This window comes from [Pantoea] beijingensis (genome assembly GCF_022647505.1).
Taxonomy (GTDB): domain Bacteria; phylum Pseudomonadota; class Gammaproteobacteria; order Enterobacterales; family Enterobacteriaceae; genus Erwinia; species Erwinia beijingensis.
The window spans coordinates 1,300,182-1,322,174 of sequence record NZ_CP071409.1; the positions used below are offsets into that span (position 1 = coordinate 1,300,182).

Here is a 21,993-nt window from a genome sequence, read left to right on the forward strand (position 1 = left end):
ATCGGACTTGTTCGGCGTACAAGTGTAAGCTAGAGTGCTCGTCGACTCCTAATTTGAAGTGGAAGAGGTATTTGAATGAAACGTGCAGTGATTACTGGCCTGGGTATCGTTTCCAGTATTGGTAACAACCAAGAGGAAGTCCTGGCAGCTCTGCGTGAGGGCCGTTCTGGCATTACCTTCTCACCAGAACTGAAAGATTCCGGCATGCGTAGTCACGTCTGGGGAAACGTTAAACTGTCTAAGGACGAGATCTCCAGCTTCATCGATCGCAAGATACTGCGTTTTATGAGCGATGCATCTATTTATGCTTATATCTCTATGCTGGAAGCGGTAAAAGATTCTGGCCTGACGGCAGAACAGTATCAGAACAATCCACGCGTGGGGCTGGTTGCCGGTTCAGGCGGAGGCTCTCCGTACTATCAGGCGGCAAGCGTTGACGGGATGCGTGCAAAAGGCCTGCGTGGCGTCGGCCCTTATATGGTGACGAAGGCGATGGCATCCGGTGTTTCTGCGTGTCTGGCCACGCCATTTAAGATCCATGGCGTAAATTACTCTATCAGTTCCGCGTGTGCGACATCCGCGCACTGTATCGGTAACGCACTCGAGCAGATCCAACTGGGCAAACAAGATATTGTATTTGCTGGCGGCGGTGAAGAGCTGTGCTGGGAAATGGCTTGCGAATTTGACGCAATGGGCGCACTTTCGACCAAAAATAATGAATCTCCGGAAAAAGCGTCACGGACTTATGATGTGGGCCGTGACGGTTTTGTTATTGCTGGCGGCGGTGGCATGGTTGTTGTTGAGGAACTGGAACATGCGCTGGCTCGTGGTGCGCGTATCTATGCTGAAGTCGTGGGATACGGTGCCACGTCAGACGGTGCTGATATGGTGGCGCCATCAGGTGAAGGCGCGGTACGCTGTATGCGTATGGCGATGGAAGGTCTTGATGCGCCAATCGACTACGTCAATACCCACGGTACTTCAACGCCCGTGGGCGACGTAAAAGAGCTGGGTGCAATCCGTGCCGTGTTTGGCGATAACGTTCCGGCGATGTCCGCGACGAAGGCGATGACTGGCCACTCGCTTGGTGCGGCAGGCGTGCAGGAAGCAATTTACTCCCTGCTGATGCTGGAGCACGGTTTTATTGCACCAAGTATCAATATTGATGAGTTGGATCCGGCGGCTGAAGGGCTGAATATCGTCACCGAGCCGACAGAGCAGAAGCTGACGACGGTAATGTCCAATAGTTTTGGTTTCGGCGGCACCAATGCCACGTTGGTTATGCGTAAATACCAGTAAGCCGTATGAGTTAAGCGTTGTTAAAGGCACGTTGGAAAACGTGCCTTTTTCTTATATACCCGCAATGCGCTTTAAATCCGCCACGGCTCCAGGAAAACAGGCCAGAACCTGTGCACCCTTCATTAACCGCTCTCCTTCGGTATCAAATGGGTGAATCCATCCTCCAGCCTCTTTCACCAGACAGTATCCCGCCAGACAATCCCATGCATGCATATAAGGTTCGTAATATCCCACTAGCCGCCCGGCGGCGACCCAAGCCAGCATAAGGGCACCTGAACCGATACGTATAAAATTGCCTCCAGTTTCAAGCAGTTTCTCGACGATATCGGCAACCTGAGCAGGGGAAACATAACTGTTTGCGCCAATGCCGGTCACAGCATTACGTAGATTGCGTGTAACATCAATGCGGATAGGCTGCTGGTTTAAGGTTGCGCCTATCCCTTCAGCAGCCACATACAACTCCTGCAGGCACGGTGCCATAATGACACCGATCGCAGGCTTCCCTGCGAACAGCACGGCGATCGATACACACCAGTTAGGCATCCCGTTTACAAATGGGCTAGTACCATCTATTGGGTCTACTACCCAAATATAACCGGAGGTGCCGGTATGATAGCCCGACTCCTCGCCGAGAAAACCATCATCCGGGTAAGCGGTGGCGATGCGGCAGCGAATCAGTGATTCTACATCGCGATCGGCAATAGATACGACATCCTGCAAGTCACGTTTGGTTTCAATTACCAGCGTTTCGCGGCGATGAAAATAATCGAGTGCTTTTTCACCCGCTTCGCGTGCAGTATCCTGCGCCAATACTAGCCGTGCATTGAGGTCTAACGACAATAATGATGTCATAACGCAGTTCCCATATAGTTCTGTCATCAGTCAGGCGTCAGCTTATTCGCCATCCTGCCAATGGCCAGAATTATCCGGTGGTTATGTTTCAGTATGCAGTGTCCTGCCCGTATTTCTCAAACGGAATGTCTCCAGCAAGCGGCTGACAATACGGCATCGTTTGCCGTTCAACATTACTGTACTATTCCGCTATAATCGCTTTTTTCACAGCATTGTCATGATGTTGCGTAAGTGTTTACGGTAGCGACGTACCCGTTTCGGCAGCGTTTTCAATCATTCGGGACGTGGGTTTATGGCGTTTTCACTTGTAATACAAGGAGATGCGTGACAAATGTCCCATTCTGTTACGGATAATAAACAATCTGAAAATACCGCGCCCTTCGCCAGTACGGTGATAGCGGTATTCCTGACATATCTTACAGTGGGCCTGCCATTGCCAGTGATCCCACTATTTGTGCACCACCAGCTTGGATTAAATAATGTGATGGTGGGTGTGGCGGTTGGTATTCAGTTTCTGGCCACTGTCCTGACGCGTAGTTATGCCGGTCGCCTCGCCGACCAGCGCGGTGCGAAACGTTCAACGTTACAGGGAATGATAGCCTGCGCGTTGGCTGGTGGTGCTTATACACTGGCGGTGTTACTTCCGGTCGATGTGATAACACGATTCGTGTTGTTATTGCTGGGAAGGTTGATCCTTGGCTTTGGTGAGAGTCAGTTGCTGACCGGAAACCTGACTTGGGGGTTGGGATTGATGGGGCCGCATCGTTCTGGGTTGGTCATGTCCTGGAATGGTATGGCGATCTTCGGTGCGCTGGCTGCAGGCGCGCCCATTGGGTTACTGCTCTATTCGCATTGGGGATTTCTTGCGCTGGGTATCAGCACCATGATACTACCGTTAGTGGCGATGTTAGCGAACGTCTGGGTCAGATCTGTGGCACCGCATGGCGGTGAGCGACCTACCTTATGGCGTATTGTGGGGCTGATTTGGCAACCCGGGCTGGGACTGGCATTGCAAGGCGTAGGTTTTGCAGTGATTGGTACTTTTGTGTCCCTCTATTTCCACGTGCAGCAGTGGGGGAACGCAGGTTTTGCACTTACTGCATTTGGTGGGGCCTTTGTTTTAGTGCGGGTGCTATTTAGCGGGATGCCGGATCGTTTTGGCGGTGTACGGGTCGCACTTGTTTCGCTGCTCATTGAAGGCTGTGGTCTATTGCTGTTGGGGTATGCGCCTGATGCCTCATCGGCGCTGGCGGGGGCTGCGCTCACCGGTTGTGGTTGTTCACTGGTTTTTCCTGCTTTAGGTGTTGAAGTCGTTAAACGTGTGCCACCCCAAGTGCGCGGTACGGCATTAGGAGGCTATGCGGCATTTCAGGATATAGCTTACGGCATCAGTGGTCCAATCGCCGGCCTGTTGGCCACTTCTGCGGGGTACGGTGCGGTATTTATTGCCGGTGCCTGTGCTGCAGCCGCTGGGATAATCGTGATCCTGCTATTTTTCCGTAATCAACCGCGCAGGCGAGAGTGAGGGTGACCACGGTCCGGATGGAACCTGGCCACTGAAATCTATCCCGCTCAAGCCTGTGGTCGGCCGTGGGATAAGGTCGACAAAGCGTAGGGTTGGGCGAGTGCTTGTGTCGTTTAGCTTCCCGGATGTGGAACCGTCCTGCCGTTGTGCTGGCGGTAGACATCCCCATTCGGCAGAACGCCGCAAGGATGCTGAGTACTCCGCTGTTATACGACGTCTTTTAAGGCTTCATCCAGTTCAAACCATCTGAAGCCAAATCCTGATTCCTCTAAACGTTTTGGTAAGACGTGTTGCCCACCGAGCACCAGTACCGAGGATTCTCCCATCATTAGCTTGATGGCGCTGGCTGGCGTGCGCATAAATGCCGGACGATGCATCACATGGCCAAGCGTGGCGGCGAACTGCTCATTCCGTACCGCATAAGGTGCGACAATATTGAATGGACCCTGTAGCTGAGAATTATCCAGCAGCCACAGGATTGCGTTCAGCATATCATCAAGGTGGATCCACGGCATATATTGCTTGCCACTGCCGAGCGGACCACCGATCCCGAGTTTAAAGGGCAGTTTCATTTTAGTTAACGCACCGCCTTCTTTTGCCAGTACGACACCAGTACGTAGCAAACAAACCCGTGTACTTTCGCTTTGAGCCGCAAGGGCCAATTTTTCCCAACGTGCGCACAACTGATGGGTAAACTCATCATGTCCGGGATCATCTTCAGTCAACACCAGCTCACCGGTATCGCCATAAAAACCGGTCGCCGAACCTGAAATAAGCACCGATGGCGGATGGCTGCTGGCATTAATTAATGAAGCAAGCCGTTCGGTGATTTCCCAGCGGCTTTCACACAGTCGCTGCTTCTGCTGCTCGCTCCAGCGCTTATCAGCAATGGGTTCCCCTGCAAGGTTGATGACTGCATCAATACCATTAAGGTCTTGCTGTTGCGCCAGACCAGACCACAAATTCACCTGTTCGCCGAGTTTTTGACGAGCGCTGGCAACATCCCGGGTGACAACGCTTACCTGATGACCCGTCTGCAGTAACCTTGGGAGTAATTGACTACCAATTAACCCAGTCCCACCGGTTAATAAAATATGCATGATAAAAATCCTTATGCATTGTTTGATCGCATATTTTTAGCATAGAAGAGAACCGTCACTCTGTGGCGATATTCATCGCAATTGTACGATTGCCAGCAATGTCATCCATACTGAATATCAGTCAATCCCCGGTCTAAATGTCGACGAAGTTGCTCCGGGTAACAGGTTTGTTGGTGCTAAGCGGCAATCTGCGTTATTCAGGTATATTGGTCATTTTGGGCTAAAGCCTGTATGACCAAAGCTAAAAAGCTCATGAGCGGTAAGCATTATTTCGCATACTGCGCGGTTGCGCTACAGCGTGCTTGTTTTAGGGGATAAATCAGTCAAGGTAGCGATTGCCTTCGTGCTCAAAAATGGGTAAACAAGATGTTCCGTATGCATCGTTTATGAGAAGGAAACAGCATGAGTCATTCTACGATTACGTTATGGTCCGATGCGTCTTTTTTTAGCCCTTATGTGATGTCAGTATACGTTGCGTTAACTGAGAAAGGCCTCCCTTTCAGCATCCAACGCGTAAGCTTAAGCGATCGGGAGCAACATAAACCCGCATACGGTTCGATTTCTCTGACGCAGCGGGTTCCTGCGTTGCAGGTTGATGACTTTTCGCTGTCTGAATCTTCTGCGATTGCTGAGTACCTTGAGGAGCGTTATCCGGCTCCGGAATATGAACGGCTCTATCCGAATAATCGAGAGAAGCGAGCAAAAGCCCGCGAGATACAGGCATGGCTTCGCAGCGATTTTGCGCCTCTGCGTACTGAGCGTCCGACGGAAGTACTGTTTGCCGGAAAAAAATTCGCGCCGCTTTCTACCGCAGCTCAGCAATCCGCTGATAAGTTGATCGCCGGCGTTGAGTCGCTGCTGGTTAATGGACAACAAAATTTATTTGGTGAATGGTCAATTGCCGATACTGACCTGGCCGTGATGATTAATCGATTGGCGCTGCATGGCGACGTTTTACCTGAAAAAATGGCGGATTATGCGCATTTTCAGTGGCAACGCGCCTCGGTTCAGTTATGGCTGGGTGAAGCAGGTAAAACACGCAGTTAAGCGCTGCGCTTATTGCGTCGAAAAACGTTAACTATTACTTTAGGCGACCTGCGTTTACGAAACGCAAAGGCTTAACTGCGCATAACGCGCCAGAACAGAGAAAGGGTTACTTGATGGTGGAGCAAAGTCAGGCTGCCGGTATGGAGTGGGTTGATGTCGTTAATGAAGATAACGAGGTTATCGCTCAGGCGAGCCGGCCGCAGATGCGTGCACAATGTTTGCGCCATCGCGCAACCTATATTGTTGTTCACGACGGCATGGGGAAAATACTGGTGCAACGTCGTACCGAAACCAAAGATTTTATGCCGGGGATGTTAGATGCCACGGCTGGCGGTGTCGTACAAAGCGGCGAAGCCTTTCTTGAATCGGCCCGGCGTGAAGCGGAAGAGGAACTGGGTATTGCCGCTGTCCCTTTTGCTGAACATGGGTTGTTCTATTTTGAAGACGAGCACTGTCGCGTTTGGGGTGGGCTGTTTAGCTGTGTTTCCCATGGCCCTTTTGCCATGCAGGAAGAGGAAGTCGCCGAAATTTTCTGGTTAACGCCGCAGGAAGTGACCGCACGCTGCGATGAGTTTACGGCAGATTCGCTTAAGGCGCTGTCTCTATGGCTTAGCCGTAATAACGAATCTCACGGTACTGCGACATCAACGCAGGCACAATAAGGCGACATCTCCTGCAGACATTATCCGTCATACTCTGAATGGCACCCTGCATTTGAATTCGTCCCGCAGAACGATACAAACGGATTTGCTGGATGATGTGTGCCTGGGTTAGCACAACTGCGGAAAGTGAACTTATCGGCTAACAGCTATCCCGTAAGCAGAGCCGGGGAATAATAGCCGAGCCTTGCCACTCTTGATCGTTCAGGCGCGCCAGTAAGGCGCGTCCTGCTTCGATGCCTATTTGTCGATGAGGGACCGCCATGGTGGAAAGGCCCGGTTGACACACTTGACTGACATCGCTATTGCCGAAGCCCACAACGGCAAGGTCGCCCGGGACTTTAATACGTCTGCGCTGGCATTCATAAAGCGCGCCGCAAGCGAGTTCATCTGATATGCAGACGAGTGCATCCAGTTCTGGCCAGTTAAGTAAGAATTCGGGGAGCTGAAGGGCGCCGGTAGAAAAGCTGGGGGCCGTTGCTGCATTAATCACGCGGTGGGGTGACATATGGTTCCGCAACATCGCCTTGTGCCATCCCTGCAGGTATTGCTGAAAAATCCACTGCTCCTGGTTGGCACATAGCAGACCGATATTTTTATAACCTCGTTGAATCAGCATTTGGGTAAGTTGGTGCATGGCTTCAACGTTATCAATGCCGATATTCATATCAATGGGGTTGGTATGCATCGCGCCAATTTCCAGCACCGGCATCGTACTATTTCCTAACCACTGGCGCACGTTAGCAGAGTGTTCAACGCTCAGTAGAATGGCCGCGGCCAGATTACATGATAATAGCGTTTCCAGTAGTTTTTCTTCACGCTCCAGTCGATGTTGCGACTCGGCCAGCATAATTTGGTATCCCGCAGGCTGCAGGATCTGCTGCAAACCGGCAAACATTTCGGTACAACCTGATTCGGCAAGGCTGGGGACTACCATCGCAATATTGTACGACGATGCTGATGCCAGTGCGCTAGCTGTAAGGTTCGGCATATAGCCCAGTTCACTGACTGCCGCTTCGATTTTTTCTCGTAATTTATCTGAGACTTGCTCTGGCGTACGCAGTGCGCGTGATACTGTCATGGTGCCCACGCCTGCCAGATTGGCAACATCTGCCAGCGTTACGCGGCCCGTGCCGCGCCTTTTGCGGTTAATCGACATCTGAGTTCCTGTTGGGGAGCGAGTATCCCTTTTATATCATCCTGCTTTTTCATGGTAGCTTAACGACTGCAGCGCTGAATGTCGCAGGTTGAGCATGTGACCGCAATCCCTCTCTGATTCAGAACCTTCCAGACCGCCATTACATCTACCACCGGATTAATGTGGGTAAAGTATACGCCTATTCATAGCTAAATTGGCGGTAAGAGCTATTTGTGATAGCGCTATCACAATTTGGCTTCTCCTTAAATGATAGCGCTATCTTTGTGATGCCGATCACTGTCGGTGATGCCACGGTTGATTAAAGTCTGTGTGTCGATTTATCACCTGATGCAATGATTTGGAGGGCTTATGCTGAACACATGGCTAAACGACGACACTATTCAGTTGGCGCACTCGTTTAGCGACTGGAAGCAGGCACTGGCGTGCTGTGCTGCCCCGCTGTTGCAGAAGGGAATTATTACCCCGCGCTATGTAGAGGCGATTCTGGAGAGTCATCAAAAATTAGGCCCTTATTATGTGTTGGCTCCAGGATTGGCGATGCCACACGCAAGACCTGAGGACGGAGCTACCGCGCTTGGACTGTCATTGTTGAAGTTGGAGCAGGGCGTAAGTTTTGGGGCAGAAGAACACGATCCTGTTGATGTGATTATTATGCTTGCTGCACCGGATAAAAATAGCCATATCGATTTGATCACCGGGTTGGCAGAGATGTTCTCCAGTGATGAAACGATGGAAAAATTGCATCGTGCGACGCGTATTGAGGAGATAAAGCAGCTTATATCTGCGTTTTAAGCCCTGCTCTTGCCCGCATGCCGGGTCAAGGCAAAAAACCGTTTGGTGTATTAATCAGAAAGAGAAGGCCACTAGCACATAGTGGTTGAGGCTCTCTACATCCTGGAAAAATGAAAAGGTAAATAAAATGAAAATTATGGCGATTTGTGGTTCGGGCTTAGGCACCAGCTTTATGGTTGAGATGAATATTAAAAAGGTGCTGAAAAAGCTGGGGATTGATGCTGAAGTTGAGCATTCCGATCTCTCTTCTGCAACGCCAGGTATGGCTGACCTCTTCGTTATGGCAAAGGATATTGCGGCAAGCGCCAGCGTACCGAAAGATCAGTTGCTGGTGATCAATAACATTATCGATATTAATGAACTGGAAACTAAGCTTGCTGCTTATTTTGCCAACCGTTAATGACGCTTAGCGAGGCGGATATGTTTATCCAGGAAACGTTAAAGTTTATTGTTGATATTCTTAAAGTACCTTCGGTACTGGTGGGACTTATTGCGCTCATCGGCTTAGTCGCACAAAAAAAATCTTTTTCTGATGTAGTTAAAGGCACCGTTAAAACGATTCTCGGTTTTATTGTATTGGGCGGTGGCGCGACGGTATTAGTTAGCTCACTCAATCCACTTGGAGGAATGTTTGAGCATGCTTTTAATATTCAGGGCATCATTCCTAACAATGAAGCTATCGTTTCGATTGCTATTGAGAAGTACGGTGCATCAACCGCGCTCATTATGGCATTTGGTATGGTAGCGAATATTATCGTCGCCCGTTTTACCCGGCTTAAATATATCTTTTTAACCGGTCATCACACTTTTTATATGGCGAGTATGATTGCCGTTATCCTGAGCGTCGCAGGATTTGAGGGCACGTCATTAGTCTTTACCGGTGCATTGACGCTGGGTATGATTATGGCGATTTTCCCGGCCATCGCGCATCGTTATATGCGTAAAGTCACCGGCAGCGATGATATCGCGTTAGGTCATTTTGGTACAATTGGCTACGTGTTAGCTGGCTGGATCGGTAGTATTGGCGGAAAACCCTCGCGTTCTACCGAAGAGATGAATCTGCCAAAGAATCTTAGCTTCCTGCGCGATAGTTCGATCTCAATCTCCATGACGATGATCATCATTTATATCATCCTCGCAGTATGCGCCGGAAAAGAGTACGTCGAAGGTCAGTTAAGCGGCGGACAAAACTTCCTGGTGTACTCGATTATTCAGGCAATTACTTTTGCTGCTGGTGTATTTATTATCCTGCAAGGGGTCAGGCTGATTCTGGCTGAAATCGTTCCGGCATTTACCGGGTTTTCTGAAAAACTGGTACCCAATGCACGTCCAGCGCTCGATTGCCCGGTGGTTTATCCATATGCGCCAAATGCAGTATTGGTAGGATTTCTATTCAGTTTCCTTGGCGGGCTGGTGGGACTGTTCTTGTTGGGACAAATGAAGCTGGTACTTATCTTACCCGGTGTGGTTCCGCACTTTTTCACGGGTGCCGCTTCCGGCGTGTTTGGCAACGCAACTGGCGGGCGCCGTGGTGCCATGTTAGGGGCATTCGCCAATGGATTGCTGATTACCTTCCTTCCCGTTTTACTGTTGCCAGTATTGGGGGCAATTGGTTTTGCCAATACAACATTCTCTGATGCTGATTTTGGCGTTATTGGGATTATTTTGGGCAATCTTGCTCGCTTCGTTAATAAAGAATCGATCATGGTGGTAGTGGTCGCGCTCTTTGCCGTGTTGGTAGCGTATAACTATCTTGCTAAACGCCGTCCGGCGGATACGGAGTAACGTTAACGGATATAAAAAAGGCCGCTTAAATAAGCGGCCTTTTGACGTGCTCAGAAACGAATTAATTTGCTGCCTGAGAAGACTGGATCGCGGTCAATGCAATGGTGTAGACAATGTCGTCAACCAAAGCACCACGTGATAAGTCATTCACTGGCTTACGCATACCTTGCAGCATTGGACCAATTGAGATCAAATCGGCAGAACGCTGCACCGCTTTGTAGGTGGTGTTACCCGTGTTCAGGTCCGGGAAGATAAATACGGTCGCGCGGCCTGCAACTGGCGAATTGGGTGCTTTCGATTTTGCAACGTCAGCCATGATCGCGGCATCGTACTGCAGTGGGCCATCGATCACCAGGTCCGGACGTTTTTCCTGGGCGATGCGCGTTGCTTCACGTACTTTCTCAACATCGCTGCCAGCACCAGAGTTGCCGGTTGAATAAGAGATCATTGCCACACGCGGTTCGATGCCAAATGCCGTAGCCGAATCGGCTGACTGGATGGCGATTTCCGCTAATTGCTCCGCGGTGGGATCCGGGTTAATCGCACAGTCACCGTAGACCAGGACTTGCTCCGGCAGCAGCATGAAGAATACAGATGAAACCAGTGAGCTGTTTGGTGCAGTTTTAATCAGCTGTAGTGGCGGGCGGATGGTGTTTGCTGTGGTGTGAACGGCACCCGATACCAGGCCATCCACTTCATTTTTCTCCAGCATCATTGTACCGAGCACTACGTTGTCTTCCAACTGCTCGCGTGCCACTACTTCGGTCATGCCTTTACTTTTACGCAGCTCCACTAAGCGCGCGACGTAATTTTCGCGAACGACTTCCGGATCGACGATATCGATCCCGCTACCCAGCTGTACGCCCTGGACTGCGGCAACGCGCTGGATCTCTTCCGGGTTACCCAGCAGCACGCAGGTCGCAATACCACGTTCAGCACAGATTGCGGCGGCCTTGACGGTACGCGGTTCGTCACCTTCCGGCAGGACGATACGCTTACCGGCGCTGCGTGCCAGTTCAGTCAACTGATAGCGGAATGCTGGAGGTGAGAGACGACGGCTGCGCTCAGAGGTAGCGGTCAGCGATTCGATCCATTCAGCGTCAATATGGCTGGCAACATACTCCTGGACGCGCTCAATGCGCTGGGTGTCGTCAGTCGGAACTTCAAGATTAAAGCTTTGTAAGCTTAGCGAGGTCTGCCAGGTGTTGGTATTTACCATAAATACCGGTAGACCTGTCTGGAATGCTCGTTCACATAATTTGTTAATACGATCGTCAATCTCATAGCCGCCGGTCAGCAAAATGGCACCAATCTCGACGCCGTTCATGGCAGCCAGGCAGGCGGCAACGATAACGTCAGGACGATCGGCGGAGGTGACCAACAGTGAACCCGGGCGGAAATGCTCAAGCATATGTGGAATGCTGCGCGCGCAGAAGGTGACTGACTTCACGCGACGGGTTTTGATATCACCTTCGTTAATGATGCGTGCGTTCAGGTGGTGGCACATATCAATGGCACGAGTGGCGATAAGATCAAAACTCCAGGGCACGCAGCCCAGTACCGGCAGCGGGCTGTTGGCAAACAGTTGTTTCGGATCGATATTGGCTACACTGGCTTTCGTCGAATCATCAAAAATTTCTGACAGGTCCGGACGCGTACGGCCTTGCTCATCCACCGGTGCATTTAGTTTATTAATGATAACGCCGATGATGTTTTTATTTTTGCTACCGCCAAAGCCGCTTTGCGTCAGTTCGATGCGCTCTTTTAACTGGGCTGGAGAGTCATTGCCCAACGCCGTGACAAAGACGATTTCAGCATTCAGTGTTTTGGCGATCTCGTAGTTCAGAGCGTTAGCAAATTGATGCTTGCGTGTGGGAACCAATCCTTCAACCAGCACCACTTCAGCATCTTTGGTGTTTTCGTGGTAGCGGGCAATAATCTCTTCCATCAGTACGTCCTGCTGATTTGAACCCAGCAGTGATTCAACACGCGCCATTTGCAGCGGTTCTGCTGCTGGGATGGAGGAGTTTTTACGGATAATAGAAGTGGTTTGATCCGGATGGTTAGCGCCAGCACGGGGCTGTGCAATCGGTTTAAATACGCTCAGGCGAACGCCTTTACGCTCCATAGCACGAATCACGCCGAGGCTGACGCTGGTCAGGCCGACGCTGGTGCCGGTAGGAATCAACATAATTGTACGAGACACGATTAACCTCTCAGGTGTTGCGTGGTGTCTGAAACAACTCCGCCAGCCGGGGCTGACGGAGGAGAAGCATTAAGCGGTAAGACGTGCGGCGTCTTGTGCGATGACCAGCTCTTCGTTGGTTGGGATCACCACCGCCGGACGTGTTCCTTCTTTATTAATGAATCCGGACTTACCAAAACGAGCAGCAAGGTTACGCTCATGATCGATTTCAAAGCCCAACAGACCCAATTTGCCCAGTGATATCTCACGCACCATAGCGGCATTTTCACCAATGCCACCGGTGAAGACGATGGCATCAAGGCGCCCTTCCATCAGGGCGGTATAGGAACCGATGTATTTCGCCAGTCGGTGGCAGAACACATCCATGGCGCGTTTTGCATCTTCTTTTGTTTCGTAGTTATCTTCGACATAACGGCAGTCACTGGTCACTTCGGTCAGCCCTTGTAGGCCAGACTCTTTGGTCAGCATTTTGTTGATCGCATCAACGCTCATCCCCAGCGTGTCGTGCAGGAAGAAGATGATCGCCGGATCCAAGTCACCGCTGCGGGTTCCCATGACCAGACCTTCCAGTGGAGTCAGTCCCATTGAGGTGTCCACACATTCACCACTACGGATCGCCGTGACGGAACCGCCGTTGCCAAGATGGCAAGTAATGATATTCAGCTCTTCAACGGGTTTGTTGAGCATTTTTGCTGCTTCGCGCGAAACATAATAGTGGCTAGTGCCGTGGAAGCCGTAACGGCGAATACCATGCTCTTTGTACAGTTTGTACGGCAGTGCATACAGATAAGACTCTTCCGGCATTGTCTGATGGAAAGCTGTATCAAAAACGGCGACGTTCTTGTCAGACAGGTGAGGGAAGTTTTTCATTGCTTCATCAATGCCAATCAGGTGCGCCGGGTTATGCAGTGGCGCAAAAGGGGACGCGTTTTTGATGTCCTGAACGATTTCTTCAGTAATAATGACGGACTTGGTTAGTTTTTCACCACCATGAACAATTCGATGGCCTATTGCAGCGATTTGTGCGGAAAGCTCTGGTTTTTGTGCCAGAATAGTATTAACCATAAAGTTTAGCGCTTCGCTGTGAGCCGCACCGGCACCTAACGCTGCTTCTTGTTTGGTCCCGTCCATTTTCCATTTGATGCGCGCTTCTGGCAGGTGGAAACATTCCGCTAAACCAGACAGGTATTCTTCACCGTCAGTTGGGTTAAGGATGGCAAATTTAAGGGATGAACTACCGCAGTTCAGAACCAGTACTAACTTACTCGACATGGAAGTACCCATTTGTTGAAGGTGGCTAAAATAAAGTCAATCAGACTATCAGCGTAGCGCATGAAAGCTGGTACATTAATGATTAAAATCATGCTGACGGAAATTTTGTCGTCCATCTGCAAAAAAACACGGTGATTTTACATAATTTTTTGAAAGTTAGCGTAGCTAAAGATGGCTGGACCCTGGGCTCTCAAGGGATTGTTCAGCATCCAGGCCAAAAATCGGGCTCAGGATACCGACAGTCACCTTTAAAGACAAAATATTTTGAAGGTTGTTCTGTATAGTTGTTTAGTTATATTTTTATTTTAATTTTTATATTCGAAGTTGAGGTCCGCCATGGCGAATGAATCCGGCACCGTTGGTTGGTTCAAACTGTTCCAGCTTGGGCAGCACTATATGAAAACGTGGCCTGCTGATAAGCGCCTCGCTCCAATGTTTCCTGAAAATCGTGTAGCGCGGGCCACCCGTTTTGCCATTCGATTTATGCCACCGCTGGCGGTTTTTATCCTGAGCTGGCAAATTGCCCTCGGTGGTCAGCTGGGTCCCGCCGTTGCCACCGCGCTTTTTGCCTGTACCTTGCCGATGCAAGGGCTGTGGTGGCTAGGTAAGCGCTCCATCACGCCTTTGCCGCCAACGTTACTGCACTGGTTTCACGAAGTGCGGACCCGATTGCAGGAAGCGGGTCAGGCAATTGCGCCTGTAGAAGGTAAACCGACGTACCAATCGTTGGCCGATGTACTGAAGCGTGCGTTTAAGCAGCTTGATAAAACATTTCTTGACGATCTTTAATATCACGCTTCGGCTTATATTCGCTGACGGTAGATCCTGATTTGTCCTCTGTCCGGCGTTAGGGCGGCAACCTGAAGAAAAAATTGGGCATGGTGCAGATAATCGCAGTTCAAAAGCCGTTGCTAAAAAACACTGAAACCCGAACTAAATCAAAGAAGCGTTGGCTTGCGATACCGCGCTGGGCGTTGTTGTGCGATCCTGATGGTATCTCTTAAAGCCGGAAATATTTGAGTTGCAGGAGCGGCAAGCTGGTTAAACCTGTGATCTGGTATATGACGGCTCTATTTTAATACTATCGTGATAACGCCGGAGTTGAAGATGGAAATGACCAACGCGCAACGTTTAATCCTCTCTAATCAATACAAAATGATGACAATGCTCGATCCGGATAATGCAGAGCGTTACTGTCGGCAGCAAACGATTGTTGAACGCGGATATGGCTTACAAATGCGCGAATTAGATCGTGAGTTTGGTGATCTGAGTGAAGAGACATGTCGTACTATCATCAATATTATGGAGATGCACCACGCGCTGCATGTTTCCTGGAGCAATCTGAAAGATAACGATACGCTTGAAGAGCGTCGGTTAGCTTTTCTGGGGTTTGACGCGGCTACGGAAGCACGTTATCTCGGCTATGTACGCTTCATGGTGAGCGTTGAAGGGCGTTATACCCACTTTGACTCGGGGACGCATGATTTTAATGCGCAAACGCCAATGTTGGAAAAATACCAACGTATGCTTGCAGTGTGGCAAACCTGTCCCCGCCAATATCATCTAAGTGCGAATGAGATCGCGCAAATTATTAATGCCTGATAAGGATACGCAAGTGAAGTGTAGAGGGTTTCTGTTTGATTTAGACGGCACGTTGGTTGATTCTCTGCCGGCGGTGGAACGTTCATGGACGCACTGGGGGGAGAAACACGGCATTGTTGCCGATGAGGTTTTGAACTTTATCCATGGTAAACAGGCGATGACTTCACTGCGTCATTTTATGGCCGGCGCCTCCGAGGAGGAAATCCAGCAAGAATTTTACGCTCTGGAAAGAATGGAAGCGGAGGATACTGATGGAATCACCGCATTGCCTGGCGCGCAGCAGTTACTGGCGGTGCTGAATGAGCTGGATATTCCGTGGGCCATTGTGACTTCGGGTACAGAGCCCGTTGCTCGGGCGCGTCACCAGGCGGCGAAATTACCACAACCTAACGTATTTATTACTGCAGAGCAGGTAAAGAACGGCAAGCCAGCACCCGATGCTTATCTGTTAGGTGCGCAATTGCTCGAGTTGGAATCAGAAGAGTGCGTGGTGATTGAAGATGCCCCTGCCGGTATTTTGTCAGGACTGGCTTCTGGATGCCATGTCATCGCGGTGAATGCGCCCGCTGATGCGCCGCGTATTAAGGATGTCGATATGGTCCTGACGACGTTGGAAGAGCTTATTATTGGTAAAGATAGCGATGGGCGCATTGCTATTCATAGAAAGCATTAATTGAGGACGTCCCCCTCAACTACGGGGGATAAATGAATGTCAGTGTGCTGTTGGCAGCAAGATTTTGCCTTTTTACAAAGATACGTCAGTCCGATACCGCACTATCCTGCTCAGGAGCGGCTGACGCTTACAACGGTGTGTCCTGGCTAATCTCATCTAGTGAGAGGGTAAAGCTGGGAACGAATACCTCAATAAAGTAATCCATTTCCGAGCTTCGACGTTGAGTGAGGGTTTTCTCAAGGCGGACCTTCGCCAGGCGAAATTCGTTATTCCCGGCAGAAAGCTCTTCGAGACATTTTAAGTAAGCACAAAGCGCATCGGCTTGTTTAACAATATCGTTCTCTTCCGGGGTATGCTGATGCTCATCAAGCAATGGTCGCCAGGCATCCTGCAACTCGGCTGGCAGCATTTCGATTAGCTTTTGCTGGGCGATTTTCTCTATTTTTTTATATTCATGGGCGATCTGCTCATTATAGTATTTTACTGGGGTGGGTAAATCGCCAGTCAGAACTTCACTGGCATCATGATACAGCGCCAGCATGGCAATACGTTCAGCGTTAAGGTTGCCAGAGAATTTTTTGTTCTTAATCAGCGCCAGAGCATGTGCCACCATCGCAACTTGCAGGCTGTGTTCAGATACATTTTCGGTGCGCACATTGCGCATTAGGGGCCAGCGATTGATGAGTTTCAGACGTGAGAGGTGGGCAAAAAAATGGCTTTGAGTCATGGGCTTTTCCTGTGTCTGAGCCTTCCGGAGCTTATTACTCCTCGAGCCCACAGTATATACCCATCGTTCTACAGGATGCAGCGGGTGTTTTACCTCGCTGCTCCCGGGAAAACGGCTAATCCTTCCGCTCTATTGGGAATAGCCCTCAAGGAAACGGCCAAATTTATTGATGGCCATATCGAGCTCATCAACGCGTGGCAGGGTGACTATGCGGACATGATCCGGCCATGGCCAGTTAAATGCTGTTCCCTGAACCAACAGCACTTTTTGCTGCAGCAGAAAGTCGAGCACCATTTTTTGATCATCATGAATATTAAAACGTTTAGCATCAATGCGCGGAAACATATACAGGGCGCCCTGTGGTTTCACGCAGCTCACGCCAGGGATATCATTAATTAATTCCCATGCACGCTGGCGCTGTTCGTACAAACGGCCACCCGGCGCGATAAACTCACTGATGCTCTGATAGCCGCCCAGCGCCGTTTGAATGGCATGCTGCGCCGGGACATTGGCGCACAGGCGCATCGAGGCCAGCATCTCTAACCCTTCGATATAGCCTTTCGCATGTTTTTTCGGACCGTTAAGTACCATCCAGCCCTGACGAAATCCTGCAACGCGGTAGGTTTTTGACAGGCCATTGAACGTAATGGTCAGAAGGTCGGGAGCGAGTGCCGCAATTGAATGATGTTGTGCCGCATCGTATAAAATTTTGTCATAGATCTCATCGGCAAAGATGATCAGATTATGCTGACGCGCGATCTCAACAATTTCCAGCAGCAACTCTTTGCTGTAAACGGCACCAGTTGGATTATTGGGGTTAATGATAACGATACCCCGCGTACGTGGCGTAATTTTGCTGCGGATATCATCGAGATCGGGAAACCAGCCTGCGGACTCATCACACAGGTAGTGCACGGCTTTGCCACCAGAAAGGGACACTGCGGCGGTCCACAGAGGATAATCCGGAGCAGGGACCAGCATCTCGTCACCACTGTTTAGCAGGGCCTGCATGGATTGCACAATCAGTTCAGATACGCCGTTACCAATATAAATATCTTCCACGGTGACATCACGCATACCTCGTGCCTGGTAATGCTGCATAATAGCTTTACGCGCAGAGTACAGTCCCTTTGAATCACAATAGCCTTGTGCACTGGGGAGGTTGCGAATCACATCAACCAGGATTTCGTCGGGAGCGTCAAAGCCAAATGGGGCGGGGTTGCCAATATTGAGCTTAAGTACTTTATTGCCTTCTTCTTCAAGGCGTTTTGCTTCTTTTAATACCGGGCCACGAATGTCATAACAGACGTTATCCAGTTTGTTGGATTTATCAATCAGTGAGTTCATCTGTATCGCCTTAACTGGCAGAACCGCATTCCTGCCGTGGAAAAATATCACGCATAATTTACTCCTCTGCCTCGCGCTTTAGAAGAACAGTCTTTAGTTTTGGCGCGATAGGGAATGAATTAACTTCTTTCTGGTGAAATTTTCTGTTTTATTTTTACTTGATAATTTTTAATGCTTTTTTTGTTGTTTTTTTTGGCTTTTAATTTTGCATAATTGATCGGGAGAGGATAAAGACAGGTATGTCTGTGAGATGCGCACATGTGCATGCGCTGCGTTTGGTGAAAATAGGTAAATTGATGATTCGGTAAATAATTAAATATTATTTATGATATGTGTGTTTTTTTACTCTGGCGCAACCAGATTGCTAACAATCTCCTGGCAAGGGGGGAAGCTTAATTACCTGGTCTACACTTTGCATAACGTAGCGTATGCATTTTTTTTTTGCCTCGCAGGCCAGTGAAAACGGCTTTTCGCTGGAAATATGCAGCTTTAGTGACAAGAATAAGAATATGGGGGCTTAAAAAATAAGCGACAGTATGGCAGGATAGATAGCTAGGGACTTTGCATAAAAAAAGTAGAGATCCCCGGTGATTAAAGTTCTCTTTTTATCGCTAAAATGATTAAACATAATTAATAGTTTAACGTTGTATTTGCTGCGTTTTGGAAATTGATTTTTATGTCTGCTTCAGACAAACGCGCTGTAACTTCATGTCGACTTGCGTCACTACAGCGTTGCTCAAAGACTACGACGCAGCTTCCTGCAACTTATGGATCGGTGCTTCGCGCAAGACTGATGTATCAGACGAAAAAGACTATTGATTGTTGATCTGCTCCTCGCGAAGGTGAGGGTAGTCATATCAGAAAGTGAATTTTATTCGTCGTCAGATAACGTAATACCTTAAGAGGGCTGGCTATTTTAGCTTTTTAGGTATTACGCATTTATTACCGTCTGATAGTTTATCGGTACGTGTAATAACACCAGGGTAGCTGTTTGTAAAAATCTAATAAGTGAAGAAAAAACATGACTAATGCAAATCGTCCGATACTGAACCTCGACCTCGATCTGCTGAGAACGTTTGTTGCCGTTGCGGATCTTAATACCTTTGCAGCAGCAGCAGCAGCGGTATGCCGAACGCAATCAGCAGTGAGCCAACAGATGCAACGACTTGAGCAACTGGTTGGCAAAGAGCTGTTTGCCCGCCATGGTCGTAATAAGTTACTCACTGAGCATGGTATCCAGTTATTGGGCTACGCCAGGAAGATATTGCGCTTCAATGACGAAGCTTGCACCTCCCTTATGTACAGCAATATTCAGGGCGTACTTACTATTGGTGCTTCCGACGACACCTCAGATACCATTTTACCTTTCCTGTTAAATCGAGTGACATCAATCTATCCGAAGTTGGCTATTGATGTCCGGGTGAAGCGTAATCCATTTATGATGGAGATGCTTAACCAGGGAGAAGTTGATCTGGTTGTGACGACATCCAGCCCGGGGAATTTCACCTCGCAAGTACTGCGTACATCCCCAACGCTCTGGTATTGCGCGGCTGATTATGTTTTCCAACGCGGAGAAGCGATTCCTCTGGTGTTGCTGGATGAGCCGAGCCCGTATCGCGATATGGCCATCGACCACCTTAATGAAGCGGGGATACCATGGCGCATCTCGTATGTTGCTTCAACACTGGCTGCAGTACGCGCTGCCGTGAAAGCGGGTCTGGGTGTCACCGCGAGACCGGTTGAAATGATGAGTCCTGAGTTGCGTGTAATGGGCGCTGCTGAGGGGCTACCGGTTTTACCTGATACGCAGTATCTGCTTTGTCGCAACCCGGATAGTGATAATGAGCTGGCGATCGCTATTTTTAATGCGATGGAGTCCAGTAACGACCCCTATAATTTACTGGCGAATGGCCAGGATGGGGCTATTTTACTGGATGATGAGGAATAATGGCCTCAACCCGCTATATTGTTAATGCTGCACTGATGCCGCTGTGTCCTGACGGATCTTCGGCTGGGCATTGAGTCAGGTTATCAGTTCCGGGACTGACGCGAAGATGCACAAAGTAGCTACCATTCGTCCAGTGAATTGAGCACATTAATTGCTTAAAAAAAGCCTTTCATCCAATCTTGGATCTGAAAGGCTTTTTTATTGCCCTTATTACTAATAGCAAGGTGGTTTTTTTACTGTGAGACAGGGCGTTATGCTTTTCCGTTTCTTTTTTCGCGCGGATAGCGACATTCATTTGCGAAGATGCGTAAATAATCACTCTGTGTTACTAACTTTTGTCTCAAAATTGTCGATTTTTTTCGCAAAAAGGGCAAAAATGTGCTCTGGATCATAAAAATAACCCCAGTAAGGGGCAGGAAAAGCCATAGAATCCTGTCAAAATATGTTTGTTAAATACCCGTTCCATCCATGTGATTACCCGCTACACTCTTATTACATGAACTAACTGACACGATTTAGCCTATTAACTGCGCATCAAATGTTAATAAAATAACGCGGGTGTAAAATAGTGTGTGGATACTTTTGTCAAAGTTGACAAAAGGTTATAGAAAGGAGTAAAAAACCCCATAAAATTGCTGTTTACCATGAAAGGCAGCAAGATTTATAAGGTTTTTCATCCTTCCCTTGACTTGATGTGGTGTGTTAACTGCCGTTAAACGGGGCAGGATGCCTTGCACCACTTTTGATAAGTAAGCAGAGAGTATGTCAACAACCACTGAAGTTATCGCTCATCACTGGGCATTCGCTGTTTTCCTTATAGTTTCCGTCGGTCTTTGCTGTGCAATGTTGGCCGGAGCATGGTTTTTGGGCGGAAAAGCGCGTGGGAGATATAAAGACACGCCTTTCGAATCAGGTGCTGCAGCGGTCGGTAGCACGAAACTGCGAATGTCAGCAAAATTCTACCTGGTCGCAATGTTCTTCGTTATTTTTGACGTTGAAGCCCTCTATTTATACGCATGGTCGACAGCTATCCGGGAAAGCGGATGGATCGGCTTTGTGGAAGCCGCAATTTTCATTTTGGTACTGCTAGCTGGTCTGGTTTATCTGGTGCGTATTCGCGCTCTGGATTGGGCTCCTGCACCTCGTCGTGTTGTAGTCAAAAAAACCACTATCTCGCACGCCAACCGTCATACGCAGTAATAGCGAGGCAATAAGATGGACTATACGCTCACCCGCATAGACCCAAACGGTGAGAATGACCGTTATCCCCTACAAAAACAGGAGATTGTCAGCGATCCCCTGGAAAAACACGTTCATCAGAATGTCTACATGGGCAAGCTTGAGCATGCTTTGCATGATATGGTGAACTGGGGACGCAAAAACTCCCTTTGGCCGTTTAACTTCGGTCTTTCATGTTGTTATGTTGAGATGACTACCTCTTTTACTGCGGTGCACGATGTTGCGCGCTTTGGTTCGGAAGTTATTCGTGCTTCGCCGCGTCAGGCTGACTTTATGGTGGTTGCGGGTACCTGCTTCACTAAGATGGCACCGGTAGTCCAGCGCCTTTATGATCAGATGCTGGAGCCAAAGTGGGTGATTTCAATGGGAGCCTGTGCGAACTCCGGCGGGATGTACGACATTTACTCCGTGGTACAGGGCGTTGATAAGTTTTTGCCTGTTGACGTTTATATTCCAGGCTGCCCACCGCGACCTGAAGCCTATATGCAAGCACTGTTGCTGCTGCAGGAATCGATTGGTAAAGAACGGCGCCCACTTTCATGGGTGGTTGGCGATCAGGGAGTTTACCGCGCCAACATGCAATCGGAGCGTGAAAGAAAACACGCTGAGCGTATTGCCGTGACTAACCTGCGTACCCCTGACGAAATATAAGCGATACCTGACATAATTTGAGGCGCAGGATAAGGAACACGCTGGTGAATCACAGGCGCTTACAGTAGTAAGTCACCTTATAAACGAGCGTAGCAAATACCTGCATCTTG

General features: G+C 49.2%; 20 protein-coding genes. 13 read left to right on the forward strand and 7 right to left on the reverse strand.

The annotated features are described in order from the left end of the window. Positions 1 to 75 precede the first annotated feature (75 nt). Positions 76 to 1,299: a beta-ketoacyl-ACP synthase I gene (gene fabB, locus J1C60_RS05875; RefSeq protein ID WP_128178708.1), complete on the forward strand. Its 1,224-nt coding sequence runs from the start codon at positions 76 to 78 to the stop codon at positions 1,297 to 1,299. A gap of 51 nt (positions 1,300 to 1,350) precedes the next feature. Here the strand turns inward: fabB and J1C60_RS05880 are convergent, their stop codons facing one another. After that, complete coding sequence (locus tag J1C60_RS05880; protein ID WP_128178709.1) at positions 1,351 to 2,151, reverse strand: inositol monophosphatase family protein; 801 nt, start codon at positions 2,149 to 2,151, stop codon at positions 1,351 to 1,353. A 331-nt stretch (positions 2,152 to 2,482) separates the two neighbouring features. Here J1C60_RS05880 and J1C60_RS05885 point away from each other — a divergent pair, with 331 nt between their 5' ends. After that, positions 2,483 to 3,676 carry an MFS transporter gene (locus tag J1C60_RS05885; RefSeq protein WP_128178710.1) on the forward strand — a complete coding sequence of 398 codons (1,194 nt, stop codon included), beginning with the start codon at positions 2,483 to 2,485 and terminating at the stop codon, positions 3,674 to 3,676. Between the two features lie 206 nt (positions 3,677 to 3,882). Here the strand turns inward: J1C60_RS05885 and J1C60_RS05890 are convergent, their stop codons facing one another. Further along, positions 3,883 to 4,776, reverse strand: coding sequence for a TIGR01777 family oxidoreductase (locus J1C60_RS05890; protein ID WP_128178711.1), 894 nt, complete (start codon positions 4,774 to 4,776; stop codon positions 3,883 to 3,885). Positions 4,777 to 5,178: 402 nt separating this feature from the next. On the opposite strand from J1C60_RS05890, the gene yfcF reads away from it, so the two are divergent. Beyond that, positions 5,179 to 5,823: a glutathione transferase gene (gene yfcF / locus J1C60_RS05895; RefSeq protein WP_128178712.1), complete on the forward strand. Its 645-nt coding sequence runs from the start codon at positions 5,179 to 5,181 to the stop codon at positions 5,821 to 5,823. A 113-nt stretch (positions 5,824 to 5,936) separates the two neighbouring features. Beyond that, complete coding sequence (gene yfcD, locus J1C60_RS05900) at positions 5,937 to 6,485, forward strand: NUDIX hydrolase YfcD (RefSeq protein ID WP_128178713.1); 549 nt, start codon at positions 5,937 to 5,939, stop codon at positions 6,483 to 6,485. Positions 6,486 to 6,624: 139 nt separating this feature from the next. On the opposite strand, the gene J1C60_RS05905 is transcribed toward yfcD, so the two are convergent. Next, positions 6,625 to 7,641: a LacI family DNA-binding transcriptional regulator gene (locus J1C60_RS05905; RefSeq protein WP_128178714.1), complete on the reverse strand. Its 1,017-nt coding sequence runs from the start codon at positions 7,639 to 7,641 to the stop codon at positions 6,625 to 6,627. 348 nt (positions 7,642 to 7,989) lie between these two features. Between J1C60_RS05905 and J1C60_RS05910 the strand changes: the two genes are divergently transcribed. The 3 genes from J1C60_RS05910 to J1C60_RS05920 all read left to right on the forward strand — a co-directional run bounded on the left by J1C60_RS05910 (position 7,990) and on the right by J1C60_RS05920 (position 10,218). Further along, entirely contained in the window at positions 7,990 to 8,433 is a 444-nt protein-coding gene (locus J1C60_RS05910; RefSeq protein ID WP_128178715.1) for a PTS sugar transporter subunit IIA, read from the forward strand. Between the two features lie 127 nt (positions 8,434 to 8,560). Continuing rightward, the gene (locus J1C60_RS05915) at positions 8,561 to 8,833 is read left to right on the forward strand and encodes a PTS sugar transporter subunit IIB (RefSeq protein ID WP_128178716.1); all 273 of its coding nucleotides are present in this window, start codon (positions 8,561 to 8,563) and stop codon (positions 8,831 to 8,833) included. A gap of 20 nt (positions 8,834 to 8,853) precedes the next feature. Further along, complete coding sequence (locus J1C60_RS05920; RefSeq protein ID WP_128178717.1) at positions 8,854 to 10,218, forward strand: PTS ascorbate transporter subunit IIC; 1,365 nt, start codon at positions 8,854 to 8,856, stop codon at positions 10,216 to 10,218. A gap of 61 nt (positions 10,219 to 10,279) precedes the next feature. On the opposite strand, the gene pta is transcribed toward J1C60_RS05920, so the two are convergent. After that, positions 10,280 to 12,424, reverse strand: a complete 2,145-nt coding sequence (gene pta / locus J1C60_RS05925) for a phosphate acetyltransferase (protein WP_128178718.1) — start codon at positions 12,422 to 12,424, stop codon at positions 10,280 to 10,282. A 69-nt stretch (positions 12,425 to 12,493) separates the two neighbouring features. Next, positions 12,494 to 13,696, reverse strand: a complete 1,203-nt coding sequence (ackA, locus tag J1C60_RS05930) for an acetate kinase (protein WP_128178719.1) — start codon at positions 13,694 to 13,696, stop codon at positions 12,494 to 12,496. A 336-nt stretch (positions 13,697 to 14,032) separates the two neighbouring features. Here ackA and yfbV point away from each other — a divergent pair, with 336 nt between their 5' ends. From yfbV to J1C60_RS05945, 3 genes are all read left to right on the forward strand, one after another. Further along, positions 14,033 to 14,485 carry a terminus macrodomain insulation protein YfbV gene (yfbV, locus tag J1C60_RS05935; RefSeq protein ID WP_128178720.1) on the forward strand — a complete coding sequence of 151 codons (453 nt, stop codon included), beginning with the start codon at positions 14,033 to 14,035 and terminating at the stop codon, positions 14,483 to 14,485. 318 nt (positions 14,486 to 14,803) lie between these two features. Further along, positions 14,804 to 15,298 carry a YfbU family protein gene (locus J1C60_RS05940; protein ID WP_128178721.1) on the forward strand — a complete coding sequence of 165 codons (495 nt, stop codon included), beginning with the start codon at positions 14,804 to 14,806 and terminating at the stop codon, positions 15,296 to 15,298. A 13-nt stretch (positions 15,299 to 15,311) separates the two neighbouring features. Then, the gene (locus tag J1C60_RS05945) at positions 15,312 to 15,971 is read left to right on the forward strand and encodes a sugar phosphatase (RefSeq protein WP_128178722.1); all 660 of its coding nucleotides are present in this window, start codon (positions 15,312 to 15,314) and stop codon (positions 15,969 to 15,971) included. Between the two features lie 127 nt (positions 15,972 to 16,098). Here J1C60_RS05945 and yfbR read toward each other — a convergent pair whose 3' ends face one another. Both yfbR and J1C60_RS05955 read right to left on the reverse strand, forming a co-directional pair. Continuing rightward, positions 16,099 to 16,698 (reverse strand): 5'-deoxynucleotidase, encoded by a 600-nt coding sequence (yfbR, locus tag J1C60_RS05950; RefSeq protein WP_128178723.1) that lies wholly within the window; start codon positions 16,696 to 16,698, stop codon positions 16,099 to 16,101. A 129-nt stretch (positions 16,699 to 16,827) separates the two neighbouring features. Next, complete coding sequence (locus J1C60_RS05955; RefSeq protein ID WP_128178724.1) at positions 16,828 to 18,045, reverse strand: pyridoxal phosphate-dependent aminotransferase; 1,218 nt, start codon at positions 18,043 to 18,045, stop codon at positions 16,828 to 16,830. A gap of 1,021 nt (positions 18,046 to 19,066) precedes the next feature. Here J1C60_RS05955 and lrhA point away from each other — a divergent pair. The 3 genes from lrhA to J1C60_RS05970 all read left to right on the forward strand — a co-directional run bounded on the left by lrhA (position 19,067) and on the right by J1C60_RS05970 (position 21,883). After that, a complete protein-coding gene (gene lrhA, locus J1C60_RS05960) occupies positions 19,067 to 19,993 on the forward strand; it encodes a transcriptional regulator LrhA (protein ID WP_128178725.1) in 927 nt (308 codons plus the stop codon). Positions 19,994 to 20,755: 762 nt separating this feature from the next. Beyond that, positions 20,756 to 21,193 (forward strand): NADH-quinone oxidoreductase subunit A, encoded by a 438-nt coding sequence (locus J1C60_RS05965; RefSeq protein WP_128178726.1) that lies wholly within the window; start codon positions 20,756 to 20,758, stop codon positions 21,191 to 21,193. 15 nt (positions 21,194 to 21,208) lie between these two features. Continuing rightward, on the forward strand, positions 21,209 to 21,883 hold the full coding sequence (locus J1C60_RS05970; protein WP_128178727.1) for a NuoB/complex I 20 kDa subunit family protein: 675 nt from the start codon (positions 21,209 to 21,211) through the stop codon (positions 21,881 to 21,883). The last annotated feature ends 110 nt before the right edge of the window (positions 21,884 to 21,993 follow it).